The sequence below is a fragment of the Streptomyces sp. NPDC006384 genome, assembly GCF_042870695.1.
Classification (GTDB): Bacteria; Actinomycetota; Actinomycetes; order Streptomycetales; family Streptomycetaceae; genus Streptomyces.
Genome location: NZ_JBIAHR010000001.1, coordinates 144,519 through 158,185, shown reverse-complemented (window position 1 = coordinate 158,185; position 13,667 = coordinate 144,519). Strand labels below are relative to the sequence as shown.

The following is a 13,667-nucleotide window of genomic DNA, read 5'->3' as shown; positions in this document are numbered from 1 at the left end:
GCCGATCATGTGTGTGCACGTTCCCATCTGATCGATCACATCGGGAGAGCAGCCATGCCGGAGACCACCCCCAGGGGCCTGACCGGGCTCGCCTTCGGCGGGGACTACAACCCCGAGCAGTGGCCCGAGAGCGTCTGGTCCGAGGACGTCCGGCTGATGCGCGAGGCAGGCGTCACCATGGTGAGCGTCGGGATCTTCTCCTGGGCGCTGCTGGAGCCCGCCCCCGGCACCTACGACTTCGGCTGGCTCGACCGCCTCCTGGACCTGCTGCACGACAACGGCATCCGCGTCGACCTCGGCACGCCCACCGTCGCACCGCCCGCCTGGTTCTACCGGGCCCACCCCGAGGCCCTCCCGGTCACCGCCGAGGGACTGCGCCACGAGTTCGGCTCCCGCGGCGCCATCTGCCACAGCAACGCCGACTACCGGGCCGCCGCGGCGGACATCACCACGAAGCTCGCCGAGCGCTACGGCTCCCACCCGGCCCTCGCGCTCTGGCACGTCCACAACGAGTACGGCGTCCCCGTCTCCGCCTGCTACTGCGACTCCTGCGCCGCCCACTTCCGCCGCTGGCTCGCGACCACCTACGGCACGGTCGACGCCGTCAACGAGGCCTGGGGAACCGCCTTCTGGGGCCAGCGCTACGCGGACCTCGACCAGATCAACCCGCCGCGCATGACGCCCACCGTGGGCAACCCGGCCCAGGCGCTGGACTACAAGCGCTTCGCCGACGCCACCCTGCGCGAGAACTTCCGCGCCGAGCGCGACATCCTGCACCGCCTGTCACCCGGCGTCCCCGTCACCACCAACTTCATGACCGCCCTCAGCCAGTGCGACTCCGTCGACTACTGGGCCTGGGGCCGCGAGGTCGACCTCGTCACCAACGACCACTACCTGATCACCGACGGCCGCCGCACCCACGTCAACCTCGCCATGGCCGCCGACCTCACCCGCTCCGTCGCCGGCGGCGCCCCCTGGCTGCTGCTCGAGCACTCCACCTCGGGCGTGAACTGGCAGCCCCGCAACCCCGCCAAGGCCCCCGGCCAGATGGCCCGCAACTCCCTCGCCCACGTGGCCCGCGGCTCCGAGGGCGCCATGTTCTTCCAGTGGCGCCAGTCCCGGCGCGGCGCCGAGAAGTTCCACTCGGCGATGCTCCCGCACGGCGGTACGGACACCCGGGTCTGGCGCGAGGTGGTCGAACTCGGCGCCTCGATCGACTCGCTGAACCCGGTCCGCGGCACCCGCACCGAGGCGGACGTCGCGATGGTCTGGGACTGGCACTCCTGGTGGGCGCAGACCCTGCAGTGGCGCCCCAGCGAGGACCACGATCCCCGCGAACGCGCCGACGCCTTCTACGAGGTCCTCTACGACCGTCACCTCACCGTCGACTTCGCCCACCCGGAGGCCGACCTGTCGGCCTACCCCCTCGTCGTCGTCCCCGCCCTGTACCTGACGACACAGGCGGCCGGGAAGAACCTGCGGGAGTACGTGGAGCGGGGCGGCACCCTGGTCGTCTCCTACTTCTCCGGCATCGTCGACGAGCACGACGCCGTCCACGAGGGCCCCTACCCGGGCGCGCTCAGGGACGTGCTGGGCCTCACCGTCGAGGAGTTCTCGCCGCTGCTGGCGGAGGAGCGGATCCGGATCACCGGCCCCGACGGCACGGAGCTCGACGGCGACGTGTGGACGGAGTTCGTCGTGCCGCGCGGCGCCGAGACGGTGTGGACGTACGCCGACGGCCTGGCCGCCGGCCGGCCCGCCGTCACCCGCCACCGCCTGGGCGAGGGCACCGCCTGGTACGTCTCCACCCGGCTCGGCGCCGAGGGCCTGGACGCCGTCCTCGGCCGGGCCGCGGCGGACGCCCGCATCACCCCGCGCGACGGCCTGCCCCGCGACGTGGAGGTCGTGCGCCGCACCGGCGGGACGGGCACCTACCTGTTCGCCGTCAACCACACCGCGTCCGACGTCCGGATCCCCCTGGAGGCCCCCGGCACCGAGCTGCTGACCGGGGAACGCGCCGCCGACCGTCTCGCGGTGCCGGCGGGAGCCGTACGGGTCGTACGACTGGACGGCTAGGCACCCGGTCTCCCCGTCCCCCTCGTCGCGCCCCGGCGGCGCGACGGGGCCGCACCCGGCGTGCCCCGGGCGGCACCCCGGCGTTAGGCTGACCGGCGGCCGCGGCCGGTGCGCGCGGCGCGGCGGTGGGGCCCGCCGTCCCCGGACCGCGGCACACCCGCCGCCGACGGTCCCTGCTTGCGAACGGGGCACCCCACGCCCGGGCGAGTAGGAGACGTACGACCATGACAGCCCCGGAACCCCGCGGCCCCGGCGCCGCCCCGCGACAGCCGGACCGGCGCGGCCAGGCACCCGTCGTCGCCGCCGTGGCCCTCGGCGGCGGCGCCGGTGCCGCCGCCCGCTACGCGGCCTTCCTGGCCTGGCCCGCGCACCCCGGCGGCTTCCCCTGGGCGACCTTCTGGGTGAATCTCGCCGGCTGCGCCGTGATCGGCGTGTTCATGATCGCCGTCACCGAGGTGTGGAACGTCCACCGCCTGGTCAGGCCCTTCTTCGGCACCGGCGTGCTCGGTGGCTTCACCACCTTCTCCACCTACGCCGTCGACGTCCGGCAGCTGCTCGCCGGCGGCCACGTCCGCACGGGCCTGGCGTACCTCGCCGCGACCCCGCTCGCGTCCCTGGCGGCGGTGGCCCTCGCCGCGTGGGCGACCCGCCGCGTCCTGGGGCGGAGGCCCGCATGAACCGTCCCGCCCGCGACGCCCCGGAGGGCGGGGTGCCGTCGTGAACTGGCTGCTGGTCGTCGCGGGCGCCATGGTCGGCGCACCGCTGCGCCACCTCACCGACCGCGCGGTGCGGTCCCGGCACGACCCGGTCTTCCCCTGGGGCACCTTCGCCGTCAACGTCGTCGGCTGCCTCGTCCTCGGCGTGCTGACCGGCGCGGTGCTCGCCGGGGCCGCCGGCCCCCGCCTCCAGCTGTTCCTCGGCACCGGCCTGTGCGGTGCCCTGACGACGTACTCGACCTTCTCCTACGAGACGCTGAAGCTGGCCGGGACCGGGGCCCGCCCGCTCGCCGTCGTCAACGTGACGGCGAGCGTGGCGGCCGGTCTCGGCGCGGCCTTCGCGGGGGTGGCGCTCGCAGGCGCGCTGTGGAACTGAGCGGGCCGCCCCTCCCGGAGACCGGAAGGGGCGGCCCGGCGCGTGTCCCCGCCTCCGTGGCTCAGCGGGCGTCGCGCAGCGGCTCCCCGACGTGCCTCAGGTGCCGCAGGGCCTCGCGGTGCGAAGCGATCAGCCCGGTCTGGTGGTAGGGGACGCCCAGTTCGGCGCAGTACCGCTCGGTGATGACCTGGGCGTCGGCGAGCGCGGGGGTCGGCATGCTCGGGAACAGGTGGTGCTCGATCTGGTAGTTGAGGCCGCCCATGAGGACGTCGACGAACGCCCCGCCGCGCACGTTGCGGGAGGTGAGCACCTGCCGGCGCAGGAAGTCCAGCCGCGTGCCCTCCTCGATCATCGGCATGCCCTTGTGGTTGGGCGCGAAGACCGAGCCGAGGTAGACGCCGAACAGGCCCTGGTGCACGGCGACGAAGGCTATCGCCCTGCCGGGGGAGAGGACGGTGAAAAGGCCGCCGAAGTACACGGCGAAATGGGCGACGAGCAGCGTCCCCTCGAGCACCGGCCGTTTCATCGACGGCCCGCGCAGCGCCTTGAAGCTGTTGAAACTCAGATTGAGTCCCTCCAGCGTCAGCAGCGGGAAGAAAAGAGCGGCCTGGTGCTTTCCGACGAACCGGGGAATTCCCCGGGCCCCGCGCGCCTGGCGCTGCGACCAGACCAGGATGTCGGGGGAGACGTCCGGGTCCTTCTCCTCGTGGTTCGGGTTGGCGTGGTGGCGGGTGTGCTTGTTCATCCACCAGCCGTAGCTCATGCCCAGCAGGAGGTTGGCCACCAGCAGCCCGCCCGCCTCGCTGGGCCGCCGGCGCGAGAAGACCTGCCGGTGGGCCAGGTCGTGGGCGGCGAGTGCCAGCTGGCCGAAGACGAGGGCCATCACCGCGGCGACGATCAGCTGGCTCCAGCCGTCCCCCAGGGCGACGAAGGCCGCCACCCCGCCCGCGAGCGCGAGGGCGACGGCACCGAAACGCACCGTGTAGTACAGCGGGCGGCGCCGCAGCAGACCCGCTTCGGTCATACGCCGTGACAGTTCGGAGAAATCGCTTCCCCTTTCCCGTCCCTCTTTCCGCTCGCGGGCGGCTGGAATTTCGCTGAGCACCATGGAATCGGCCATGTGCTCCAGTATGTGAACGGCCGCCCGCCCGCAGAATGACGCCCGCCCCCGGGAAGAGGGTGCGGCCAGCCCCACCCCCGCACGCCGGGACACCCCCGGGCAGGATGGTGACCATGAGTACGCCGACGACCTTCCAGCCGGTCCTGGAGCGCATCGCCGAGGAGATCGAGCGGACGCCCGGCAGGGGCCGGCCCGCCGACTACATCCCGGCGCTCGCCGCCTGCGACCCCCGCCGCTTCGGCATGGCCGTCGCCGAGCCGGACGGCACGGTGTACGGCGTGGGGGAGTGGCGGGAGCCCTTCTCCGTGCAGTCCATCACCAAGGTCTTCACCCTCGCCCTCGACCTGGCCCTGGAGGGCGACGCCCTGTGGGAGCGCGTGGGCCGTGAACCGTCCGGCAACCCGTTCAACTCCCTGGTGCAGCTGGAGTACGAGAACGGCATCCCGCGCAACCCGTTCATCAACGCGGGCGCCCTGGTCGTCACCGACCGGCTGCACACCCGGACCGGCGACGCCGCGGGCGGACTCCTCGCCTTCCTGCGCGCCGAGAGCGGCAACCCGGACCTGACCTTCGACGAGGAGGTCGCCGCCTCCGAGACGGCGCACGGCGACCGGAACGCCGCCCTGGCCCACTTCATGGCGTCCTACGGCAACATCGACAACCCGGTGCCGGTCCTGCTGGAGCAGTACTTCCGTCAGTGCTCCGTCACCGCGTCCTGCGCCGACCTCGCCCTCGCCACCGGGTTCCTCGCCCGGCACGGCGTCCGCGCCGACGGCACCCGGCTGCTCAGCCGCAGCCAGGCCAAGCAGGTCAACGCGGTCATGCTGACCTGCGGGACGTACGACGCGGCCGGCGACTTCGCCTACCGGGTGGGTCTGCCGGGCAAGAGCGGGGTCGGCGGCGGCATCATCGCGGTCGTGCCGGGCCGCTGCACGCTGTGCGTCTGGAGCCCCGGCCTGGACGAGCGGGGCAACTCGGTCGCCGGGGTCGCCGCCCTGGACCGCTTCACGACGCTCACGGGCCTGTCGGTGTTCTGACCCGGGCCCGCACCCGGCCCCGGCTGGTCAGCCCTGCTCCACCCGTCCCGTCCTGAGCCGCAGCGCCAGTGCCACGGCGCCCGCGCCGAGCCCCGCGGCGCCCAGGATCGCCCCCGCGTCCGGCCAGCCCGGCCGTCCCGGCCCGTCCGCCGCCGGCCGTGCCTGCGCCGCCGGCGCGCGCACCGCCTCGGCACCCGGCCGGGGCCGGGCGCCCGCGGGCTCCAGCGAGCCCACCGGCTCGACCCGCCCGGCCGCCTCGAACCCCCAGTCGAGCAGCGAGCGTGCCTCCTCGTACACGGCGTGGCCGCCGCCCTCCTGGGGGTTCATCACGGTCACCACCAGCGTCCGCCCCTCGCGGCGGGCCGCGGCGACGAGCGTGTTGCCGGCGCCGCTGGTGTAGCCGTTCTTGATGCCGATCAGCCCCGGGTACGGCTCCACCCCGTCCGCGCCCGTCAGCAGCCGGTTGGTGTTCATGATCCCGTACTCCCCGTCCCGGCCGGGGAACATCGCGTCCACCTTGGCGCAGTACCGGGCGAAGTCCGGGTTGCGCAGTCCTGCCCGGCCGAAGACCGCCAGGTCGAACGCCGAGGAGACCTGGCCCGGCGCGTCGTAGCCGTCGGGCGAGCGCACCTGGGTGTCGCGGGCGCCCAGGGCGCGGGCCTCGGCCTGCATCCGCTCGGCCGTGGCCTCCCAGCCGCCGATGAGCGAGGCCAGGACGCGCACGGCGTCGTTCCCGGAGTTGAGGAACACCCCGTTCCACAGGTCGGAGACGCGGTACGTGTGGTCCTCCACGACACCGACGAGGCTGCTGCCCGGCCCGATTCCCGACAGTTCCCCGGCGCTCACCCGGTGCCGGATGCCGCCCGGCAGGACCGGCAGCACCGTCAGCGCGAACAGCGTCTTGAGGGTGCTGGCCGGCGGGAGTCTGCGGTGCGCGTCGTGCGCGGCCAGCACCTCGCCGCTGCCGGCGTCGGCCACCACCCAGGACAGGGCGGAGACATCGGGGACCTCCGGTGCGCCGGGGCGGAGCCGGACCTGTGTGCCGGAGCGGTACAGCAGGGAGGGCTGCGGTGCCACCGCCCGGGGCCCGCCGGGCGGGGCGGGGTCCGGGCGTGCCGGACGCGCGGCCGCGGCGGCCGGCATGAGCGTCAGCAGGCCCGCCACGCAGAGCACACAGGTGGATCGCGTCGCCCGGGATGAGAATCCGATAGTCATACCGCAAACGTAGGAAGGGGTCCCCGAAACGCCACACTGCCCGGGCCGGACGGCCCCCGTGAACACCCGGATGCCGTAGCGGACCCTGCGGGGTGACGGGCGAACAGGTGACGAGCGGACAGGTGACGAGCGGACAGGCGGCCGGCGGCCGGCGGCCGGCCGGCGGCCGGCCGTCAGCCGGTGGGCAGCGTCGGCTGGACGCGCCGCAGGAACGTGGCGTTGTCCGGCGTCTGCCGCATGTGCTCGAGCAGCGTCTCCGTGCCCGACTGCCCGTCCCGGCCTCCGAGGGCCCTGCGCAGCCCCCGTACGGCCGCCGACTCGGCCGCGGAGAGGAGGAGTTCCTCGCGGCGCGTGCCGGAGCCGGTCAGGTCGACGGCCGGGAAGACGCGGCGGGAGGCGAGTTCCCGGCTCAGCCGCAGCTCCATGTTGCCGGTGCCCTTCAGCTCCTCGAAGTAGAAGTCGTCCGCGCGCGACCCGGTCTCCACCAGCACGGTGGCGAGGACGGTGAGCGAGCCGCCCTCCTCGGTCTCGCGGGCGGCTCCGAAGAACCGCTTCGGTCCGAGCAGCGCCCCGGCGTCGACCCCGCCGCTGAGCGTGCGGCCGCCGGCGGACGCGGCGTTGTTGTGCGCCCGGCACAGGCGGGTGAGGGAGTCGAGGAGGATCACGACGTCCTCGCCGGCCTCGACGAGCCGCTTGGCCCGCTCGATCACCAGCTCGGCCAGCGCGATGTGTTCCCTGGCGCTCTGGTCGAACGTCGAGGCGTACACGTCGCCCCGGACGGAGCGCCGCATGTCGGTGACCTCCTCGGGCCGCTCGTCGAGCAGCACCACCATCAGGTGGGCCTCGGGGTGGTTGCCGGCGACGGCGGCGGCGATCTGCTGGACCAGGACGGTCTTGCCGGTCTTGGGCGGGGCCACGATCAGGCCGCGCTGGCCCTTCCCGACCGGGGCGAGCAGATCGGTCACGCGCCCGGCCAGTGCGGACGCCGGATGTTCCAGGCGCAGCCGCTCGTGCGGGTGGAGCGGGGTCAGGTCCCGGAAGTGCCGTCGCCCGCGCTGCGCCTCGGGCGTGCGTCCGTTGACCCGGACGACGTCGGTCAGGGCGCCGCGGTCGCCGCGCACGGCCTCGACCAGGTCGCCCCTGCGCAGGCCGTGACGGCGGATCAGCGCGGGGGAGAGGAGCGGGTCGGCCGGTCCGGGGCGCAGGCCCGGGCCGCGCAGGTGGCCCCTGTCTCCCGCGTCGATGTCGAGGACACCGGAGGCGATCCCGGCCGGGGACTGCCGCACGGGGGGATGTTCGAGTGTGGTGGTCAAGGTGATCGGTCCTTTCACGGACGCGGGCATGAGACGTGGGACATGACGTGGAACATGCGGAAGGAAGGAGCGGGAGAAGCCGCGGGGAGGGGCCGGACGGCGCCCTGCGGGCGGCGGGAACGGCGGCTCGGAGGCCAGGGTGGAACCCTGCTCACGAGGTCGTGCCGGGAAGCGGACACGCTGGTCGCGTCGCGACGGACGTGCCGGCGAACGGAGAGAGGAAAACGCGCCGACGCCCCTCGACAAGAAACGGGGGACATGCACAGGCGCTGACCGCACTGTACCACCACGACCGGTGGACGGCGGAGGGGCGGGACGGTCGTTCCGTCCCACCCCTGTCAACACGGGCGGCGCCGCATCTGTTCCCGGGCCCTCGGCCGGGGCCCGGGGCGCCGCGTCCCGGAGGGATCAGGCGTAGGAGCGCAGCCAGCGCAGCTTCGCGGCCTCCTGGTAGGGGCCGCCGCCCTCGTGGTCGTTGAAGTCGTACACCTCGATCGTCTTGTCGTCGTGCGCCCAGGCGTTGAACGCGGCGAAGACCGTCGACGGCGGGCAGGTCTGGTCCTCCAGGGCCACCGAGAACAGTGCCGGGGCCCGGCCGCGGGCCGCGAAGTGCACCCCGTCGAAGTACGAGAGCGTGCGCAGCGCGTCCCCAGTCCGGCCGCGGTGCGTCTTCAGGTACGAGCCGATCTCCCGGTAGGGGTGCCGGTCGGTGAGCGTCGTGGCGCGGGGGAAGTCGCAGAGGAACGGCACGTCCGGCGCCACGGCCGACAGGTCGGGCACCAGGCCGCCGACCGCGATCGTGATGCCGCCGCCCTGGCTGCCGCCGAGCGCCACCGTGCGCGCCGGGTCGGTCAGCGGGTGCGAGCGGGCCGCCTCGACCGCGCGCACCGCGTCGGTGTACACGCGGCGGTAGTAGTAGTTGTCCGGGGCGTCTATGCCGCGGGTCATGAACCCGGGGTACGCCGGCGTGCCGCCGACCGGGTCCGCGGTCCCGCCACCGCCGCCCCAGGCGCTGCCCTGGCCGCGGGTGTCCATCACGAAGTGCGCCCGGCCGGTGGAGGCCCACAGCAGGTGCTCGTGCGGCAGTCCGCGCCCGCCGCCGTAGCCGACGAACTCCACGACCAGCGGCAGCGGTTCCTCGGCCGCGGCGGGCAGGGTCAGCCAGCCCTTGACCGGGTGACCGCCGAACCCGGCGAACGTCACGTCGTACACCCGCACCGTGGACAGCCCCGTGTCGACCGGTTCGAAACGGGCGTCGAGGTCGTGTGCGCGGGCCTCCTGGAGGGTCTTGTCCCAGAACACGTCGAAGTCCTCGGGCTCGGTGGACTTGCTGCGGTACGCGCGCAGTTCGTCGAGCGGAAGGTCGAACAGGGCCATCGATGACCGCCTTTGCCGGATTCGGTGCCATGCCGTACGGGTGAGCACACCGTATGCGAGTGGTCGGAGGACTCGCCAGATCCCCAAGGTGAGTTCGTTCGGCACCGATGCGGCACGAAGGCGCGCGGGACCCGCTGGAGCACTGGTCAAGGGGTGTGCCCGGGAGCGTGCGGACGGCCGCCGGGGGCGGGCCGGGGGAGTCGTGCGCGGTCCGGGTGGTCGGGTCACCGGACGAGGGCCGGCCCCCTCCGGCCCCCGGCCGCGCGGATCAGCCGAAGCGTTCGATGCGGATCCGGTCCACCGGCTGTCCCGCCGCCACCAGCAGCCGCGAGGCGTGTTCGGCGAAGGAGTTCGAGCCGCACACGTACGCCTCCCAGCCCCCGGCGGGCGGGTCGGCGAGCAGCGGGGCCAGGTGCGCGGCCGACAGCCGGCCCACCGGCGTACCGGCGGGAGCGCTGCGGGTGAACACGGGCGTCGTCTCCGCGCCGTACTCCCGCGCGTAGATCAGCTCCTCGCGGCTGCGCGCCGACACCAGCAGCCGCAGCGGCACCGTCAGCCCCATGGCCCGGTGGTGGCGCACCATCGACATCAGCGGCACCACCCCGGAGCCGGCTCCGAGCAGCAGCGCGGGCCGGTCGCCGGGCCAGGCGAAGAAGCCGCTCAGCGGGCCGCGCACCTCGATCCGGTCGCCGGGCCGGGCCACCTCGTGGAACCAGCCGGACACCTCGCCGCCGGCGACGTGGTCCAGGGTCAGCTCGATGTGCCCCGAGCCGTCCGGGGCGGACGCCAGCGAGTAGTGGCGCTGGGCCGTGTACCCGTCGGGCGCGGTCAGCCGCAGCATCAGGTGCTGGCCGGGCAGATGGCCCGCCCAGCCGGGCACCGCCAGCCGGAAGGTGGCCGCGCGCGGCGTCTCGCGGCGGATCTCCGTGAGCGTGGCCGTCCGCCACTTCCCCGCCACCTGCCCGGACACCTCGATGCGCCCGGGCACCGCGAATTGCGTCGGGGGCGTGAAGCCGCGTGCGTCACGTGTCGTCGTCATCGTCTCAGTCACCGGAGTACCGCTGCTCCTGCCAGGGGTTGCCGCGCGCGTGGTAGCCGTTCTTCTCCCAGAAGCCGGGTTCGTCGTGGTCGAGGAGCTCCAGGCCCGCGATCCACTTGACGCTCTTCCAGAAGTACAGGTGCGGCACCACCAGCCGCGCCGGGCCGCCGTGCTCGGGGGTCAGCGGACGGCCGTCGTACTCCCGGACGATCCAGGCGCGCCCGCCGGTCAGGTCCGCGAGCGGCAGGTTCGCGGTGTAGCCGGTGTGCGCGTAGGCGACGGCGTGCGTGGCGGACGGCAGCGGCCCGGCCGCGTCCAGGAAGGCGTCCAGGGACACGCCCCCGAAGCGCACCCCGAACTTCGACCAGCCGGTGACGCAGTGGATGTCGCCCGTGTACACCGAGGGCGGCAGCCGGTCGACGTCCGCCCGGTTCCAGGTGCGGGGCTCGGCCACCAGACCGCCGACGCGGAAGGTCCAGTCGTCGGACGACAGGTCGGGGGTGACCTCGGCGGACAGCACGGGCCAGTCGTCGCCCGCGTCGTACTGGCCGGGCGGCAGGCCCGGCCGGGCGGTGCGCGGGCGCCCGGTGAAGCCTCGGGTGGTGTTCATGCGGGGGCCTTTCGGACCGGCGGGGCGGGAGGGTCCCCGGCGGGGTGATCGGTGTGTACGCGGTCGCGTGGGCCGCGTGTACGGGATCAACCGTACGTGGCCGCCGGACCGCTCCGGTCCGCGTCCCCGCCGCTCTCCGGCTCCCGCCACGCGTTGTAGCGCTCCAGATACGCGGCGAAGCGGAGCAGGTCCTCCTCGGGCCAGTGCGCGAGCCGCTCCCGGAAGGCCGTCCGGCGGCTCTCCGTGACCTGGGCCAGGATGCGCCGCCCGGCGTCCGTCAGATGCAGCACCTGGACCCGGTGGTCGTCCGGGTCGACGCGGCGCTCGACCAGACGGGCACGCTCCAGGGCGGCCACCTGGCGGCTGACGGTGGACTTGTCCAGCGCGTAGTGCGCGGCCAGGTCGGTGGCCCGGCAGCCGTCCCGCTCCTCCAGGTGCCCGAGCAGCGTGTACGACACCAGCGACAGCTCGGGGTGCATGCGGCCCGCCGTGGCGCGGGCGCGGCGGGCGAAGGCCGTCATCTCCCGCTGGATCGTCTCCACGGCCGCGTCCGCCGCACCGCGGGCACCGGTGGTGACGGTCGTCTCGTCGGGCATCTCGGCTGCCGTCACGGATTCCTCCTCGCGCTCTTGGTTGTATAGTACAACTGAAAGAAGAGTTGTATAAGCCAACCATTGGAGGATGTGAGCCGATGAGGTCGCACGCCCTGCGCCACGTGCTCACGCACCTGCTCACCCCGCTGCTGATGTGCATCGGGATGGGCCTCGCGTACATGGGGGCCTTCGTCCACCCCGAGCCCAACCACCTGCCGGTCGCCGTCGTCGGCTCGGGTCCCGAGGCCAAGGTCATCGCCCAGACGGTCAAGGACAAGGCCGGCGACGCCCTGGACGTCCGGACCGTCCCCACCCGCGACGAGGCCGTCGACCTGCTCCGGCACCGCGACATCACCGGCGCCTTCGTCCCCGGCGACAAGTCACCCGAGGTCGTCGTGGCGACCGCCGGCTCCGACATGGGCGCCATGGCCGTGGAGAAGGTCTTCACGCCCCTCGCCGAGGGCAAGGGCGTCCCGCTGAAGGTGACCGACGTCGCCACCCCGGTCGACGACGACCCGACGGGACAGGGCCTGTTCTTCCTGCTGGTCGCCGTCAGCATCGGCTCCTACGCCTCCGTGGCCGCCATCGGCGCCGCCGGGGCCGCGCTGCCGATGCGCGTCCGCGCCCTGCTGACGCTCGGCGTCTCGGTCGTCGTCAGCGCCATCGGCGCCCTGCTCGCCGGGCCCGTCTTCCATCTCGCGCACCACGACCTGGCCGGCCTGTGGGGCATGACCTGGCTCTACGCCGCCGGCATCCTGTTCGTCGGCGTGGGCCTGCACACCTTCCTGAAGCGGTGGACCACCCTCGCCATGATGGTGCTGTTCGTGATGCTGAACTTCACCACCTCCGGCGGCCTGTTCCGGCCCGAGCTGCAGAACGGCTTCTTCGGCGCCCTGCACTCCTTCTGGAACGGCGCCGGCTTCGTCGAGGGCGCCCGCAGCCTGCTCTACTTCGACAGCGACGGGCTGGGCCGCAACCTGTGGACCCTGGCCGCCTGGCTGCTGCTCGGCCTCGTGGTGACGGGCGTCGCCGCCCTGCGCGAACGGGCCACCGCGTCCGCCCCGGTGCCCGCCCACCCGGCCCACCCGAAGCACGCGCGGCCGGAGGGGAAGAAGGCGGAGCACGACGCCGAGCAGGAGGCGGAAGAGGAGATGGAGGAATCCGTCGGCGTCTGATCGTCCGGGGTAGTAATGTGACCGGCGGCCGCGGGACGACCCGGCCGCCGTACACCTGGGAGGTGAGACCCATTACCGCTGTGTCGGCCCGGGTGCTCTCCTCCCCCGGCGGTGCGGTCACCGGCGACGGATGACCACGAGAGCGCCCTTCGGTTCCCGAAAGGCTCTCGCCCCATGTCTCCACCGACCCCCGCGTCCCCTTCTTCCTCTTCCTCTTCTCCCTCCGCCTTCCCCTCCCGTGACTCGGTCGTGGCCGCGCTCCGCGCCGCGGGCTGCGTCTTCGCCGAGGACGAGGCGGAACTGATCCTCGCCACCGCCCGCACCCCCGGGGAGGCCGCCGCTCTGGTCGAGCGCCGCGTCACCGGCCTGCCCCTCGAACTCGTCCTCGGCTGGGCCGGGTTCCACGGACTGCGCATCGCCGTGTCCCCCGGGGTCTTCGTCCCCCGGCGCCGTACCGAGTTCCTGGTGGACCAGGCCCTCGCCCACGCGCCCGACGCGGCCGTCGTCGTCGACCTGTGCTGCGGCACGGGCGCCGTCGGCGCAGCCCTGGCCGCGGCCCTCGGCCGTCCCGAGGTGCACGCCGCCGACATCGACCCCGCCGCCGTGCGCTGCGCCCGCGGCAACCTCGCCGCCGCCGGCGGCCACGTGCACACCGGCGACCTCTTCGAGGCGCTGCCCGGCACCCTGCGCGGCCGCGTCGGCATACTCGCCGCCAACGTGCCCTACGTCCCCACCGGCGAGGTCCCCCTGCTGCCCGCCGAGGCCCGTGACCACGAGCCGCTCGCCGCCCTCGACGGCGGCGCCGACGGACTCGACGTACTGCGCCGGGTCGCCGCCGAGGCGCCCGCCTGGCTCGCCCCCGGCGGCTGCCTGCTGACCGAGACGAGCGAACGCCAGGCCCCCGCGGCCGTCGCCGCCTTCACCCGCGCCGGCCTGACGACCCGCCTCGCGGTCTGCGAGGAGCTGTACGCCCACGTGGTGATCGGCGTACGGGAGCACGGACGGACCGGCTGACGGGAC

13 protein-coding genes are annotated in these 13,667 nt (G+C 74.0%); 6 read left to right on the top strand and 7 right to left on the bottom strand.

The window, feature by feature from the left end; all coding sequences use genetic code 11:
• Positions 1–54 precede the first annotated feature (54 nt).
• The 3 genes from ACFYOJ_RS00765 to crcB (ACFYOJ_RS00755) all read left to right on the top strand — a co-directional run bounded on the left by ACFYOJ_RS00765 (position 55) and on the right by crcB (ACFYOJ_RS00755) (position 3,168).
• Positions 55–2,076 (top strand): beta-galactosidase, encoded by a 2,022-nt coding sequence (locus ACFYOJ_RS00765; protein WP_356552336.1) that lies wholly within the window; start codon positions 55–57, stop codon positions 2,074–2,076.
• A gap of 224 nt (positions 2,077–2,300) precedes the next feature.
• Complete coding sequence (gene crcB, locus ACFYOJ_RS00760) at positions 2,301–2,753, top strand: fluoride efflux transporter CrcB (protein WP_356552337.1); 453 nt, start codon at positions 2,301–2,303, stop codon at positions 2,751–2,753.
• 40 nt (positions 2,754–2,793) lie between these two features.
• Entirely contained in the window at positions 2,794–3,168 is a 375-nt protein-coding gene (gene crcB / locus ACFYOJ_RS00755; RefSeq protein WP_356552338.1) for a fluoride efflux transporter CrcB, read from the top strand.
• Positions 3,169–3,229: 61 nt separating this feature from the next.
• On the opposite strand, the gene ACFYOJ_RS00750 is transcribed toward crcB (ACFYOJ_RS00755), so the two are convergent.
• Positions 3,230–4,288, bottom strand: a complete 1,059-nt coding sequence (locus tag ACFYOJ_RS00750; RefSeq protein WP_388596066.1) for a fatty acid desaturase family protein — start codon at positions 4,286–4,288, stop codon at positions 3,230–3,232.
• Positions 4,289–4,392: 104 nt separating this feature from the next.
• Here ACFYOJ_RS00750 and ACFYOJ_RS00745 point away from each other — a divergent pair, with 104 nt between their 5' ends.
• Positions 4,393–5,325 carry a glutaminase gene (locus ACFYOJ_RS00745; RefSeq protein WP_356552340.1) on the top strand — a complete coding sequence of 311 codons (933 nt, stop codon included), beginning with the start codon at positions 4,393–4,395 and terminating at the stop codon, positions 5,323–5,325.
• A 27-nt stretch (positions 5,326–5,352) separates the two neighbouring features.
• Here ACFYOJ_RS00745 and ACFYOJ_RS00740 read toward each other — a convergent pair whose 3' ends face one another.
• The 6 genes from ACFYOJ_RS00740 to ACFYOJ_RS00715 form a co-directional block, all read right to left on the bottom strand.
• Positions 5,353–6,540, bottom strand: coding sequence for a serine hydrolase (locus ACFYOJ_RS00740; RefSeq protein ID WP_356552341.1), 1,188 nt, complete (start codon positions 6,538–6,540; stop codon positions 5,353–5,355).
• Between the two features lie 173 nt (positions 6,541–6,713).
• Positions 6,714–7,853: a transcription termination factor Rho gene (gene rho, locus ACFYOJ_RS00735; protein ID WP_356552342.1), complete on the bottom strand. Its 1,140-nt coding sequence runs from the start codon at positions 7,851–7,853 to the stop codon at positions 6,714–6,716.
• Positions 7,854–8,261: 408 nt separating this feature from the next.
• Positions 8,262–9,230, bottom strand: a complete 969-nt coding sequence (locus tag ACFYOJ_RS00730; protein ID WP_356552344.1) for an acetylxylan esterase — start codon at positions 9,228–9,230, stop codon at positions 8,262–8,264.
• 268 nt (positions 9,231–9,498) lie between these two features.
• Positions 9,499–10,269 carry a ferredoxin reductase gene (locus tag ACFYOJ_RS00725; protein WP_356552346.1) on the bottom strand — a complete coding sequence of 257 codons (771 nt, stop codon included), beginning with the start codon at positions 10,267–10,269 and terminating at the stop codon, positions 9,499–9,501.
• Between the two features lie 4 nt (positions 10,270–10,273).
• Entirely contained in the window at positions 10,274–10,879 is a 606-nt protein-coding gene (locus tag ACFYOJ_RS00720) for a sulfite oxidase-like oxidoreductase (RefSeq protein ID WP_356552347.1), read from the bottom strand.
• A gap of 86 nt (positions 10,880–10,965) precedes the next feature.
• The gene (locus ACFYOJ_RS00715; RefSeq protein WP_356552573.1) at positions 10,966–11,475 is read right to left on the bottom strand and encodes a MarR family winged helix-turn-helix transcriptional regulator; all 510 of its coding nucleotides are present in this window, start codon (positions 11,473–11,475) and stop codon (positions 10,966–10,968) included.
• Positions 11,476–11,570: 95 nt separating this feature from the next.
• Here ACFYOJ_RS00715 and ACFYOJ_RS00710 point away from each other — a divergent pair, with 95 nt between their 5' ends.
• Complete coding sequence (locus tag ACFYOJ_RS00710; RefSeq protein ID WP_356552349.1) at positions 11,571–12,647, top strand: hypothetical protein; 1,077 nt, start codon at positions 11,571–11,573, stop codon at positions 12,645–12,647.
• Positions 12,648–12,821: 174 nt separating this feature from the next.
• A complete protein-coding gene (locus ACFYOJ_RS00705; RefSeq protein WP_356552351.1) occupies positions 12,822–13,661 on the top strand; it encodes a putative protein N(5)-glutamine methyltransferase in 840 nt (279 codons plus the stop codon).
• Positions 13,662–13,667 lie beyond the last annotated feature (6 nt).

What these genes read in the sequence shown, in the direction of transcription:
- ACFYOJ_RS00765 (WP_356552336.1), top strand. Translation starts at nt 55, where the DNA reads ATGCCGGAGACCACCCCCAGGGGCCTGACCGGGCTCGCCTTCGGCGGG.
- crcB (WP_356552337.1), top strand. Translation starts at nt 2,301, where the DNA reads ATGACAGCCCCGGAACCCCGCGGCCCCGGCGCCGCCCCGCGACAGCCG.
- ACFYOJ_RS00750 (WP_388596066.1), bottom strand. Translation starts at nt 4,288, where the DNA reads ATGGCCGATTCCATGGTGCTCAGCGAAATTCCAGCCGCCCGCGAGCGG.
- ACFYOJ_RS00745 (WP_356552340.1), top strand. Translation starts at nt 4,393, where the DNA reads ATGGTGACCATGAGTACGCCGACGACCTTCCAGCCGGTCCTGGAGCGC.
- ACFYOJ_RS00740 (WP_356552341.1), bottom strand. Translation starts at nt 6,540, where the DNA reads ATGACTATCGGATTCTCATCCCGGGCGACGCGATCCACCTGTGTGCTC.
- ACFYOJ_RS00730 (WP_356552344.1), bottom strand. Translation starts at nt 9,230, where the DNA reads ATGGCCCTGTTCGACCTTCCGCTCGACGAACTGCGCGCGTACCGCAGC.
- ACFYOJ_RS00725 (WP_356552346.1), bottom strand. Translation starts at nt 10,269, where the DNA reads ATGACGACGACACGTGACGCACGCGGCTTCACGCCCCCGACGCAATTC.
- ACFYOJ_RS00720 (WP_356552347.1), bottom strand. Translation starts at nt 10,879, where the DNA reads ATGAACACCACCCGAGGCTTCACCGGGCGCCCGCGCACCGCCCGGCCG.
- ACFYOJ_RS00715 (WP_356552573.1), bottom strand. Translation starts at nt 11,475, where the DNA reads ATGCCCGACGAGACGACCGTCACCACCGGTGCCCGCGGTGCGGCGGAC.
- ACFYOJ_RS00710 (WP_356552349.1), top strand. Translation starts at nt 11,571, where the DNA reads ATGAGGTCGCACGCCCTGCGCCACGTGCTCACGCACCTGCTCACCCCG.
- ACFYOJ_RS00705 (WP_356552351.1), top strand. Translation starts at nt 12,822, where the DNA reads ATGTCTCCACCGACCCCCGCGTCCCCTTCTTCCTCTTCCTCTTCTCCC.